Raw genomic sequence first — 12,771 nt, 5'->3', positions numbered from 1 at the left:
GTTAACGAATCCTCGTTTTGACCAGCCACACAAACAGCGGTGCTCCGAGCAAAATCGTCATCAGCCCAGTCGCCACCTCTTGTGGGGCAATCAACCAGCGCGCCAAACTGTCAACAAACAACAAGTAGGCGCCGCCAAGCAGCAGCGAATACGGCACGACCCAACGATAATCACTGCCCACCAGCAGCTTGACCACATGCGGAATCACCAAACCGACAAAACCCAGCGGGCCTGCCAGTGCAACCGAGGCGGCCGTCAAAGACACCACGCACAGCAGCAACTGCCATTTGCGCTTTTGAATATCAATGCCAAGGCCCGTCGCGACCTGATCGCCCATCGACATCGCCGTCACCGCAGGGGCCAGCAGTATCGCAGCCACTAAGCCAAATAGAATCCAAGGCAGGCACCACCAGTATGTCTCCAACTGACTCCCCAGCAGAGAGCCCACCAGCCAGCCGCGCAAGGTTTCAAACGTTTTCTGGTCGATCAAATGATGAATCGACAAGAGCGCGGCGGTAAACGCGCTAAACGCCGAGCCGGTCAGCGTCAACGTCAGCGGCGTCACTCCGCTCGGCGTTCGCGCGGCAATCGTCCAGACTACCGCAGCGGCAATCAGCGAGCCCACGGCCGCCACCAATGGCAACCATACGATGCCCTCGACAGGCGCAAAGCTTATCCAATAGACCACCGCCAACGCGCCGCCCGTCATCATGCCGAGTAAGCTAGGGTCGGCGAGCGGATTTCTCGTTACACCTTGCATTAAGGCGCCCGCCACAGCCAGACTCGCACCCACTGACGCGGCAACGATGGCGCGTGGTAAGCGCAACTCTCGCACCACCAAATGGGAGAACTGATTGTCATCGTACGCCACCAACGCGGACCATACCTCCGTCAGCGCGACAGGTTGCGCCCCTAGGGATAAATGCCAAAGCAAAAAGCCCAGCAGTATCATCGCCATCACGCCAAGACCTGCGCCACTTAACCAAGCACAGCGTCTCATATCACCGCCGACATCACCGACCTTGTCTGCCCATGGGCAACACTGGCGGTCTCTGTGGGTACGCATTGCAAGGTTTGTGTGTGCGGATCGCGAATCACATTGGCATTTAAACCAAACACCTGCTTGAGGTTGTCGGCGGTAAAGACCTGCTCGGGATGGCCAGCGGCGTAGATGGTGCCCGCTTTCATCATGATGAGCTCATCGGCATACGCAGCGGCAAGATTCAGTTCATGTAGCACCACAACAAGGGTGCGATTGTGTTGATGCGCCAATTGGCTCAATAAGCTCAGCAAGTCGACCTGAACTTTGAGATCCAAATAGGTGGTCGGCTCATCAAGTAAAATAATGTCGGTTTCTTGCGCCAGCACCATGGCAATCCAACAACGTTGACGCTGACCACCCGACAGGTCGGTCACCGCTCGATCGGCGAGCTCTGTGACCTTGGCCATCGCCATTGCCTCATCCACCATTTGCTCGTCATGCTCGCTCCACTGCTGGAAAAAGGTTTGATGCGGATAGCGCCCCTGAGCAACGAGCTCACGTACAGTGAGACCTTCCGGTGCAATCGGGCCTTGTGGCAAAAGCGCTAAGGTTTTTGCTACCGCTTTCGCGCCGAGTTGATGAATGGGCTCATCATTGAGCAGCACCTGACCAGACATCGGTGGCAGCACTCGTGCTAAGCATTTGAGCAGCGTCGATTTTCCACACCCATTCGAACCGACCAAAATCGTCAGTTTACCGGGTTGAATCTCAAGACTGATGTTGTTGACGATCGGTGTATCGTAACCGACGACCAGGGACGAAGCCGCGAGACGTGCACTGTGTTGATGGGGGTCTAGCATTACTCTTTCTTAAAGCGAAGAAAACAAAATGATAACAATTATCAATTTTATTTCCTTATAATATGAGTAATTAAAAAAAGGTTCAACCATAGCGCGCTATCGTTGAACCTTTTTGAGTGATGAAGGTTGGAAAGATTAACCTAAGAAGCCGCCGGTTTGGTGCTTCCAAAGTTGGGCGTAGATGCCTTCTTGTGCGAGGAGCTCTTGGTGACTGCCTTGTTCAACCACACGGCCTTGATCCATCACGATCAAGCGATCCATAGCAGCAATAGTCGATAAACGGTGCGCAATCGCGATCACGGTTTTGCCTTCCATCAGCACTTGCAAGTTTTCTTGAATCGCCGACTCCACTTCAGAATCGAGCGCGGACGTCGCTTCATCCATAATCAAGATCGGCGCATTTTTAAGTAACACACGCGCTATGGCAATACGTTGACGTTGCCCACCGGATAATTTCACCCCGCGCTCGCCCACTTCGACATCATAGCCGCTATGCCCCTGCTCATCTTTGAGGCCACAGATAAAGTCGTGCGCATGGGCTTTTTTCGCCGCCTCAATCAGAGCCGCGTCATCGGCATCTGGGTCACCGTAGAGGATGTTCTCTTTGATCGAACGGTGCAGAAGTGAGGTGTCTTGTGTGATCATGCCGATTTGCTGGCGCAGCGACTCTTGGCTTACGTCTGCGATGTTTTGACCATCAATGCAAATATCGCCGCCTTTCAAATCGTAAAAACGCAGCAGCAAGTTAACCAAGCTCGACTTACCGGCACCGGAGCGGCCAACAATCCCGACTTTTTCACCCGGTTTAATGGCTAAGTTGAGCTGCTCAAACACCGGTTTCTCATCGGTGTAGTCAAAGTCCACCGCGTCGAACTCGATGGCGCCTTTTGTCACCGTCAGCGCGGGTGCATTGGGTTTATCTTGCACTTCAACATCATTAGAGATGGTGTTCATGCCATCGACCACGGTACCAATATTTTCAAACAGCGCGCTCACTTCCCACATGATCCATTTCGACATGCCTTGTACGCGCAGCGCAATGCTGATCGCCACCGCAATCACACCGATGGTGACACTCGCCTCTAGCCATAACATGACCGACAAAGCGGCAATAGAGATGAGCAGCAGATAGTTAATCGCATCAACACTCAATAGCAGGCAAGTCACCATGCGCATTTGGCGATATACCGTCAGCAAAAACTGCTTCATGCTGCCTTTGGCATACTCCAATTCACGCTTGGAGTGGGAGAAAAGCTTAACGGTTGAAATATTGGTGTAGGTATCGACAATTCGCCCCGTCATCACTGAGCGCGCATCGGCTTGGTCAGTCGCCACCTTTTTCAAGCGTGGGATAAAAAACAGCTGGATAAGAATGTACATCACCAACCAAATCGCAATCGGCAGCATCAATAGCAGATCCGATTCGCCCATCATCCAGATCATCGCCACGAAATAGACCGAGATGTACACCAGTACATCAACCAGCTTCATCACGGTTTCACGTACAGCCAGGGCACTTTGCATCACCTTGGTTGCCACTCGGCCAGCAAAATCTCGCTGGAAAAAGCCGACCGCTTGCTTGAGCAAATAGCGGTGAATCAGCCAACGAATCGACATCGGATAATTGCCTAGCAAGGTTTGATGCATGATCATCGAGTGGGTAATCCCCAGCGCGGGCATCACCACCACAACCAGCAGCACCATAGTCCACATCCGATCGCCTTGGTCTTGCCAAAACGTCGCGCGATCTTGGGTGCTGAGAATATCGACCAGTTCGCCCATGTAACTGAGCAGCGTCACTTCCGTCCAGGCAATCAACGCACTGAGTATCGCCATCAAGAGTAATGGCACTTCAAAGCCTCGGGTGTAGTGACGACAAAAACCGAGTAAATGCTTCGGCGGCATTTGCGGCTCTTGCTCGGGAAACGCTTGCGTTAATTTTTCAAACCAATTGAACATGCTTCCTACTTTCGGGTTTCGGGTTTCGGGTTTCGGGTCGGGCACGTTTTACTATCTTTTGATGAAAAAGTCAGTAAAATAAAACCAATACGAATAATAATAAATATCATTACTAATTTAACTTTCATTTATAGGAAAAGGACATGCATAACCAAACTCCTCTTTCAGTCGCAGTTCGTAAAGCGATCTGGTTGGGATTGGCGCCTACTGCAGTGGTATGTTCAAGCGCTGTCTTTGCACAAGAGAGCACCACGGAACTGGAAACCATCACTGTCACGGCCCAAGCACTTAAAGTCGACACCCCTGCCCAAGAAACGCCTCGCAGTGTGTCGATTGTCACCGAAGATGACCTACGCACTCGCGCCCCACAAAAGCTTGATGAAGCGCTGCGTTATACGTCAGGTGTAACGGCTCAGCCTTATGGTGCGGATAATGATACGGATTGGTTCCGTGTGCGCGGTTTTGAAGCGGCGAGCTATTTAGATGGCAGTCGTTTACATCGTGACGGCTACTACACTTGGTTGTTAGAGCCATACGCACTGGAACAAGTGGAAGTCGTCAAAGGACCATCCGCCATTCTTTTCGGTGAGACCGCACCGGGTGGTGTAGTCAATGCCGTACAGAAGAAACCGACTCTCGTCCCACAAGGGGAAGTACGTCTTGAGCTAGGTAACAATAATACCCAAGGTATTGCCTTTGATATTTCCGACCATGCCTCTGAAGATGGCAGCGTGCGCTACCGTTTAGTCGGTATGATGAAAAGCGCCGATGGTGAGTTGGATGAAACTGAAAATACACGCTTCTACCTTGCTCCAAGTTTAGAAATCGACGTATCTGAACGTACTAGTCTGACACTACTGGCTTCTTATTTAGAAGATGATGGTGTGCCAACCAACCCATTTATGCCCGCTTATGGCACATTGCTTGATTCTGAGAAAGGCCACATTGAACCTTCCACCAATTTAGGTGAACCGGATTACGATACCTACCAAAGAAAACAAATTTCCTTAGGTTACTTGCTCGAGCACAATCTAAACCAAGACTGGACACTCAATCAAACTTTTAACTATGGCTATAACGAGCTCTATCTCATCAGCTCCTATATTTTTTCAACGCCTTATTACCTTGATCCCGAGCTGTACGATCGTGGCATGGTCTACCGAGATGGCGTGAACCAAAGCCTGACTCTTGATACCAACGCGGTAGGCAATTGGTTTAGTGGCCTCAACGAGCATACCGTGATGGTTGGGCTTGATCTTCAGTACCACAACACAGACGGTAAAGAAGAAACCGGCTTTGGCACGGACAACATTGATCCTATTGACCCTTGGAATCCAACCTACGGGAACTATACCCCGATCACAGACAGCGATCTTATTGACCGCACGATCGATAAGACATTGATCGGCTTGTACTCTCAGTACCAACTCAATGTCGCGTCGAAATGGATTGGTCAAGTTGGCGCTCGTTACGATTGGTACGATGTCGAAAACAAGAGTGTTCAAGGTAATGAATATGACTCAATGAGTGATGGTCAACTGTCACTCAACGCAGGGTTGATGTACTTATCCGATAGCGGCCTTTCGCCTTACATCAGCTACGCGCAAGGGTTCGAGGTGCTGAGCACGCTGAACGGCGCCTGGGGGCAACCGTCTGAAGATAAAGAGCTCTACAAGCCAAGAGAGAGTGAACAATTTGAGGTGGGGATTAAGTACGAGCCAAGCTTCTTTGACGGCTATGCCAACCTAGCCTGGTTTGACATTACCAATAAAAACGCTCTGACCCAATCGAGCAATTCTGCTAACATGATTCAAACAGGTGAGATGGCTGCAACCGGCGTTGAACTTGAAGTGGTCGGTTATATCACGGATGAGGTTAAACTTTCTGCGGCTTACACCTACGTCGATGCGACAATTGATTCACAAGACGATGGTAACGCAATTCCAGCCCCTTTAATTCCTAAACATCAAGCAACCGCTTGGGTTGACTATGATGCCAGTACCACGTTGCTGCCTGGCCTCTACTTAGGTAGTGGTCTTCGCTACATAGGTGAATCTAAGAATGACAAAGCAGCTGAAGCTTACGTTCCTCATAGCACTGTTCCTGACGTCCTACTGTGGGACCTTGCAGCCATTTACGACATCACTCGACAATGGCAAGCTCAGCTTAATGTGAACAACGTACTCGACAAAGAGTACATCGCAGGTTGTGATTGGTACTGTTACTACGGCCAATCACGGACTGTAATGCTAAACGCCAATTACCGCTGGTAATCAAGCAGATACTAAAAGGCCTAGCGAGATGCTAGGCCTTTTTTTAGCTGTTATTCCACCGTTACCGCTTTCGCTAGGTTGCGAGGTTGGTCGACGTCGGTGCCTTTGATCAGCGCAACGTGGTAAGACAGCAGCTGCATTGGAACGGTGTAGAAGATAGGTGCAGTCACTTCGTTGACGTGCGGCATCTTGATGATCTTCATGTTCTCATCGCCTTCAAACCCAGCGTCAGCATCGGCGAAGACGTACAGCAGGCCGCCACGGGCGCGCACTTCTTCAACGTTGGACTTCAGCTTCTCAAGCAGATCGTTGCTCGGCGCGATAACGACAACAGGCATGTCCGCATCGATCAAGGCTAGTGGGCCATGTTTCAGTTCACCCGCGGCGTAGGCCTCTGCGTGAATGTAAGAGATCTCTTTGAGCTTAAGCGACGCTTCCATCGCGATTGGGTAATACTCGCCGCGGCCAAGGAACAAGGTGTGGTGCTTATCGGCAAAATCTGGAGCCAGCGCTTCGATCTCTTTGTCAAAGGCGAGCGCTTTTTCAATCGCACTTGGTAGCTCATGGAGCGCTTTTACAATCTCTGCTTCGCGCGTTTCATTAACGCGGCCTTGCAAGCGACCAATGGACACCACCATCATCAGCATCGCAGCAAGCTGGGTCGTAAACGCTTTGGTCGAGGCCACACCGATCTCTGTACCTGCGCGCGTCATAAAGGCAAAGTCAGACTCACGCACCAATGAGGAGCCCGCGACGTTACAGATGGTCATCGCCGCCATGTAGCCTTTCTCTTTGGCCAAACGCAGCGCGGCTAGGGTATCCGCCGTTTCACCAGATTGAGATAGCGTCACCAACAAGCTGTTTGGACGAACCACGAAATCGCGGTAACGGAACTCAGACGCGATTTCCACATCACAGCTCACGCCAGCAATGGATTCAAACCAGTAACGTGCCGCCATGCCTGAGTTGTAAGAGGTACCACACGCAATAATCTGCACGTGATCGACTTTGCTCAGGATCTCTTCGGCATTCACGCCAATCGCATTGGTGATGACGGCTTTGTCGGAAATACGACCTTCCATCGTGTTGATCAGCGCCGTCGGCTGCTCAAAAATCTCTTTTTGCATAAAGTGGCGGTATTTACCTTTATCGCCGGCATCGTGCTCAGCGTTGGACTCAATCACTTCACGCTCTACCGCTTCGCCGTTGGCATCAAAGACAGTGACTGAGCGACGAGTCACCTCTGCAACATCGCCCTCTTCTAGATACATAAAGCGGCGTGTCACGCTCAGCAGCGCAAGTTGGTCTGACGCAAGGAAGTTTTCACCGACGCCAAAACCAATCACAATTGGGCTACCCGAACGGGCAACCACAATGCGAGAGGGATCTTTGCGATCCACGGCTACCGTGCCGTAAGCCCCTTCCAATTGCTTGGCGGTTTTTTGCAGCGCTTCAAGTAATGTGTCTGAGGTGCGACGTTCCCACTCAACCAAGTGTGCAATCACTTCGGTGTCAGTTTGTGATTCAAACACGTAACCACGAGATTGAAGCAGCTCGCGCAACGCTTCGTGGTTTTCGATGATCCCGTTGTGGACGACGGCAATATCGCCAGACATGTGTGGGTGCGCGTTCACTTCTGACGGCTCACCGTGCGTTGCCCAGCGTGTGTGTGCGATGCCAGTGCCACCAAGCACGTTCGCTTGCTCGACAGCGTCGGCCAACTCTTGCACTTTACCGAGGCGACGTACGCGAGTGAGGTTATTGTCACTGTCGACCACCGCCACACCTGCTGAGTCATAGCCGCGGTATTCAAGACGGCGGAGACCTTCCACTAAAATTTCCGCCACATCACGCTGTGCCACTGCACCAACGATTCCACACATAGGTTCTACTCCCTTCCCTTTTGCTAGGGTTGTTTGATTTAGGCGTCAGCCGAATAAGCAGCAAGCAAAAAACACTGACGTATATCGCCAAGTGGCCAATTCGGTTCGTGCGCCGATAATATGGTTAAAACGAGATGCCTAGACTCACACTTAAGTTTAGGCACAAATTACGGTGACGCCGTGAGACTCAATCTGTTGTTGGTACTCCGGCGGCAAATCGCTGTTGGTAATCAATACGTCAATACTGTCCCAGGCGAGCTCTAAGTTTGGGATTTTACGGCCAATTTTCTCGGACTCGACCATCACAATCACTTCGCGTGAGACTTCCGCCATCACCTTGCTAAGACCCACAAGCTCATTGAACGTGGTGGTGCCACGCGCCAAATCGACGCCGTCAGCACCGATAAACAGCTGGTCAAAGTCGTAGGAACGCAGTACCGACTCTGCCACCTGCCCTTGAAACGACTCGGAATGTGCATCCCAAGTGCCGCCCGTCATTAGTAAAGTAGGTTCACTCTCTAATTCGTTAAGCGCATTAGCGACATTGAGCGAGTTCGTCATCACCACCAAACCACGCATGCCATCCAGTTGACGAATCAATGCGCCCGTCGTGCTACCACTGTCGATGACAATACGGTTGTGTTCACGGATTAAGGTGGCGGCAGCTTTCGCTAGCTCATTCTTGCGAACCGAAACATTTTCACTCAATTCATCGCTGACGACTTCTTTCGGTAGCGCGATCGCCCCACCGTAACGGCGAAGCAACTGACCATTTTTCTCTAAAGAAGCCAGATCCTTTCTAATCGTGACTTCAGAGGTCTCAAAACGCTGAGAAAGCTCTTCAACACTGACCTCTCCTTTCTCGTTAACGAGATGGGAAATAGAGTGTCTTCTTAATTGAGTGTTTCGTTTCGACATGACTACCAAAAATCAAAGTTTCAAATCAAAACAAATTATAATCAAAACGAAACATTTTCGTCCATTTATTTTGAACCAAAAAATAAAAAAATTGCGGCAAAACCTTGTCCTAAGACAATTCTTAAACAGTGATCCTTGAGTCAATCAGTGGTAGAATTCGCCACCGAAAAGAAAAAAAATTACAGAATTGACTGTTATTTTTTTGCAACTAACCGCTGATATCCTAGGTTAGTCACAAATTTGCGGCGAATTTTCCCATCAATTTAGTCATAAAATGACTAAATTTGATGAAAGACTTTCAGTAGCGAAGTTGACCTTGAAAGTACGTTTTTCTCTATGAGCGACGTCTCATTTAGCCCGAGAAAACGCTCGACTTCGACATGATCCATGACTTTCAAATTGTAACTATTATTGACCGGAGAGTATCTTCCATGAAAAAGACCAAAATCGTATGTACGATTGGCCCTAAAACTGAATCTGTAGAGAAACTGACTGAGCTTGTAAACGCAGGCATGAACGTAATGCGTCTTAACTTCTCTCACGGTGACTACGCAGAACACGGCACTCGTATCACGAACTTCCGTGAAGTCATGGCAAACACTGGTAAGCAGCTTGCGATTCTTCTGGATACTAAAGGTCCTGAAATCCGTACGATCAAACTAGAAAACGGCGATGACGTTGATCTAGAAGCGGGTCAAGAATTCACGTTCACAACAGACACTGCTGTTGTTGGTAACAAAAACACCGTTGCGGTCACTTACGCAGGTTTCGCTGCTGACCTAAACGTTGGCAACACTATCCTAGTCGATGATGGTCTTATCGAGATGGAAGTGATCGCAACAACAGAAACTGAAGTGAAGTGTAAAGTTCTAAACAACGGCGCACTAGGTGAAAACAAAGGTGTTAACCTTCCTGGTGTTTCTGTTCAACTTCCAGCTCTATCTGAAAAAGACAAAAACGACCTTAAATTTGGTTGTGAGCAAGGCGTTGATTTCGTTGCCGCTTCTTTCATTCGTAAAGCAGCAGACGTGAAAGAAATCCGTGAACTTCTAGACGCAAACGGCGGCGAAAACATCCACATCATCTCTAAGATCGAAAACCAAGAAGGTGTGGATAACTTCGACGAGATCCTAGAGCTTTCTGACGGTATCATGGTTGCTCGTGGTGACCTAGGTGTTGAAATCCCAGCAGAAGAAGTGATCTTCGCTCAGAAGATGATGATCGAGAAATGTAACCGTGCACGTAAAGTGGTTATCACAGCGACTCAAATGCTGGATTCTATGATCAAGAACCCTCGTCCAACACGCGCAGAAGCGGGTGACGTAGCGAACGCTATCATGGACGGTACAGATGCAGTGATGCTTTCTGGCGAAACAGCAAAAGGTAAGTACCCAGTAGAAGCGGTAACTATCATGGCTCAAATCGCTAACCGCACGGATTCTGCACTAAAAGCGGAACTAGGTTCACGCCTAGACAGCCCACGTCTACGCATCACTGAAGCGGTATGTAAAGGCGCTGTAGACACTGCTGAGAAGCTAGCGGCTCCTCTTATCGTTGTTGCAACAGAAGGCGGTAAGTCTGCTCGTTCAGTACGTAAGTACTTCCCAACAGCAAACATCCTAGCGCTAACGACTAACAAGAAGACAGCCGCTCAACTTGTTCTGACTAAAGGCGTTCGTCCAGTATTGGTTGACTCAATCGACAGCACTGACTCTTTCTACATCAAAGGTAAAGAGTTGGCACTTGAGTCTGGCCTTGGTAACAAAGGCGACATCGTTGTAATGGTATCAGGTGCACTTGTTGCTTCTGGCACAACCAACACAGCGTCAGTTCACGTTCTATAATCGTTGAACTCAGTAACATGAATCAAGGGAGCTTCGGCTCCCTTTTCTTTTGCCTGCAATCACGGAGACGCATAGAGCAGTGAACAAAGAGAGTGTAAATAGAAAGAAAATTGGGGGGACTAACTTAGGCACTGACGTGCTCAATGAAGACGCGACGTACTTTAAGAAGAGACCTTCTTTAAGACGAAAGAGTTCGTTATGCGATGTCGTCGCTACTGCGACAAATAGAGACGCGGTTGCGCCCTAAGGTTTTTGATTCATACAGTGCGATATCCGCGCATTTATAACAGCGAGTGTAATCGTGAGTCATATCCGTAACCCCCACACTGATCGTGACCGGAATATCCAGTTGATTCGCCGTCGCTACTCTCAACCTATCGAGCGCGCGTTCTGCTTCTTCAAGCGGCGTGTGAGGCATGATCACTGCAAACTCCTCACCGCCAATTCGCGCCACAAAATCAGTATCGCGTAAGCGCTCTTTAATCAGATTGCCTACACGCTGAATCACGCGATCCCCCTGGTCGTGCCCTTGCTCATCATTGATTCGCTTAAAGTAATCAATATCAATCAAGGCAAGGCAGGTGGTGTTGCTCTCTCCGTAGCGCTCCACTAGCTTGGCACTCTTTCTTAGCTCTGCATCAAACTTGCGTCGATTCCAAAGCTGGGTTAACTCATCAATTTCGCTCAGCACCCTGAGGCGCTCTTCAAGGGCAACGCGATCAGAAATATCCACGAGAGAGGTGATGTAATAACTGACGTTGCCCGTTTTCGATAATACGCTCTGAACACGTGCAATCACAGTGACGTCATAATCGAGCGGCGAACTGTTGAGTCTCACCTCTCCTTCCCAAAACTGATGCTTAGACAGTTGTTCAAAAATGTGCATTGAGGCTTCGATCTGCTTTTCCCCCAGCAAGATCTTGAACACATTCCGATTCACCACCTCTTGTTGGCTTAGTCCCGTAAGCTTATTGAACTCATCATTGACTAAAATTGCTCGATACCAGCGGTCGGTGATGATCACCGCCGACATCCCACTGAGCGCCGCTCTCGCCAGTTGGCTCTCAATACTGCGTTTACGATAATAGAAGATCAATACGCCGCCAGGCACGATCACTGCGATCACCAATAAGATCGCGAGTAGTGCCTCTTGAAACAGCTCCAACAATTCTCGACCCGTGAGATCATTGAGCTGCTGCTGACTTAAATGGATCACCAAGTACATTTCATGGCGAGGAGAAAGGAACAACTTTTCAAACACGAGTAGCTCACCGTTCTCCATCACTGAGCCGGACTCTTTCACCTGCATTTTGGCCCAAGCTTGAGGAAATAGTTGAGGCAAACTGAAGTGCTTACGCTCTTCAATCACATGGCCAAAACGCTCTTGTTGATTGTCGCTGACTAAGAAATAACCGCCGTCATTAGCGAGTTTTGGTCGCAGTAGGCCATCGGGGGCATAGTTGAGTCTCGATGCCAACGCTTCCACATCGACATTAAGAATAAGGTAACCCGTCTTCACCTCATCAATGTATATCGGAGTCAATAAACGCAGGCTAGGACGATAGGGATACACCACCTCGCCACGCTCGATTTCCAAATCGACGCCCCAAGTCCCTATCTCGTTTTTTGCCAGAGTTTGAGCGTAATCAAAGTAGTCGCGCTGCGATTTATTTTGCAGGTTCTCCTCACTCACGACCGCACTTTTGCCATCGCGGAAGTTCACGCGGATCTGCTCTTTGCCTTGACGATCCAGATAGCGGACTTGGGTATACCACAGCTGGCTGTCGGTCACCGAGACCCAAGACTGCTCGACAATGGTTTTATGCTCGTCCGTTGGCTCGGCTATATAGTCATAAAGATTACGACTGTGCGATAACAAATTGACGACAGAAACAAACTGATTGCGAACATTCAGATACTCGCGTTCGCTGTAGGTCAATTGATGTGAAGCTTGAGTGATGATGGTGTTCATTGCCGCCGTTTTTACTTCTTGGTATCGGCCATGATAGTAAGTCATCACTATCAATATGAGCACTAACATAACTAGTATTA

General features: G+C 49.5%; 8 protein-coding genes. 2 read left to right on the top strand and 6 right to left on the bottom strand.

The features are described from left to right. Nucleotide 1: 1 nt before the first annotated feature. From AC6R03_RS02950 to AC6R03_RS02940, 3 genes are all read right to left on the bottom strand, one after another. The gene (locus AC6R03_RS02950) at nucleotides 2–1,066 is read right to left on the bottom strand and encodes a FecCD family ABC transporter permease (protein WP_500631443.1); all 1,065 of its coding nucleotides are present in this window, start codon (nucleotides 1,064–1,066) and stop codon (nucleotides 2–4) included. Further along, nucleotides 997–1,842: an ABC transporter ATP-binding protein gene (locus AC6R03_RS02945; RefSeq protein ID WP_500631442.1), complete on the bottom strand. Its 846-nt coding sequence runs from the start codon at nucleotides 1,840–1,842 to the stop codon at nucleotides 997–999. Before AC6R03_RS02945 ends, AC6R03_RS02950 begins: the two co-directional genes overlap by 70 nt. 135 nt (nucleotides 1,843–1,977) lie before the next feature. Continuing rightward, nucleotides 1,978–3,801 carry an ABC transporter ATP-binding protein gene (locus tag AC6R03_RS02940; protein ID WP_500631441.1) on the bottom strand — a complete coding sequence of 608 codons (1,824 nt, stop codon included), beginning with the start codon at nucleotides 3,799–3,801 and terminating at the stop codon, nucleotides 1,978–1,980. 143 nt (nucleotides 3,802–3,944) lie between these two features. Between AC6R03_RS02940 and AC6R03_RS02935 the strand changes: the two genes are divergently transcribed. Further along, complete coding sequence (locus tag AC6R03_RS02935; protein WP_500631440.1) at nucleotides 3,945–6,074, top strand: TonB-dependent siderophore receptor; 2,130 nt, start codon at nucleotides 3,945–3,947, stop codon at nucleotides 6,072–6,074. Nucleotides 6,075–6,124: 50 nt separating this feature from the next. Here AC6R03_RS02935 and glmS read toward each other — a convergent pair whose 3' ends face one another. Further along, nucleotides 6,125–7,957: a glutamine--fructose-6-phosphate transaminase (isomerizing) gene (gene glmS, locus AC6R03_RS02930; RefSeq protein ID WP_500626413.1), complete on the bottom strand. Its 1,833-nt coding sequence runs from the start codon at nucleotides 7,955–7,957 to the stop codon at nucleotides 6,125–6,127. Between the two features lie 156 nt (nucleotides 7,958–8,113). Continuing rightward, nucleotides 8,114–8,875 carry a DeoR/GlpR family DNA-binding transcription regulator gene (locus AC6R03_RS02925; RefSeq protein WP_500629584.1) on the bottom strand — a complete coding sequence of 254 codons (762 nt, stop codon included), beginning with the start codon at nucleotides 8,873–8,875 and terminating at the stop codon, nucleotides 8,114–8,116. A 431-nt stretch (nucleotides 8,876–9,306) separates the two neighbouring features. Between AC6R03_RS02925 and pykF the strand changes: the two genes are divergently transcribed. Beyond that, nucleotides 9,307–10,719: a pyruvate kinase PykF gene (gene pykF, locus AC6R03_RS02920; RefSeq protein ID WP_500631439.1), complete on the top strand. Its 1,413-nt coding sequence runs from the start codon at nucleotides 9,307–9,309 to the stop codon at nucleotides 10,717–10,719. A gap of 196 nt (nucleotides 10,720–10,915) precedes the next feature. Here pykF and AC6R03_RS02915 read toward each other — a convergent pair whose 3' ends face one another. Further along, nucleotides 10,916–12,736 carry a GGDEF domain-containing protein gene (locus tag AC6R03_RS02915; protein WP_500631438.1) on the bottom strand — a complete coding sequence of 607 codons (1,821 nt, stop codon included), beginning with the start codon at nucleotides 12,734–12,736 and terminating at the stop codon, nucleotides 10,916–10,918. Nucleotides 12,737–12,771: the final 35 nt, after the last annotated feature.

The organism is Vibrio sp. R10-SG-ISO4, from assembly GCF_059834135.1.
The sequence above is the reverse complement of the archived record's forward strand: the minus strand, read 5'-3'. Positions and strand labels throughout refer to the sequence as shown.

Excerpts from the sequence above, each read along its gene's own strand:
- AC6R03_RS02950 (WP_500631443.1), bottom strand. The coding sequence starts at position 1,066 with ATGCGTACCCACAGAGACCGCCAGTGTTGCCCATGGGCAGACAAGGTC.
- AC6R03_RS02945 (WP_500631442.1), bottom strand. The coding sequence starts at position 1,842 with ATGCTAGACCCCCATCAACACAGTGCACGTCTCGCGGCTTCGTCCCTG.
- AC6R03_RS02925 (WP_500629584.1), bottom strand. The coding sequence starts at position 8,875 with ATGTCGAAACGAAACACTCAATTAAGAAGACACTCTATTTCCCATCTC.
- AC6R03_RS02935 (WP_500631440.1), top strand. The coding sequence starts at position 3,945 with ATGCATAACCAAACTCCTCTTTCAGTCGCAGTTCGTAAAGCGATCTGG.
- AC6R03_RS02915 (WP_500631438.1), bottom strand. The coding sequence starts at position 12,736 with ATGACTTACTATCATGGCCGATACCAAGAAGTAAAAACGGCGGCAATG.
- AC6R03_RS02940 (WP_500631441.1), bottom strand. The coding sequence starts at position 3,801 with ATGTTCAATTGGTTTGAAAAATTAACGCAAGCGTTTCCCGAGCAAGAG.
- pykF (WP_500631439.1), top strand. The coding sequence starts at position 9,307 with ATGAAAAAGACCAAAATCGTATGTACGATTGGCCCTAAAACTGAATCT.
- glmS (WP_500626413.1), bottom strand. The coding sequence starts at position 7,957 with ATGTGTGGAATCGTTGGTGCAGTGGCACAGCGTGATGTGGCGGAAATT.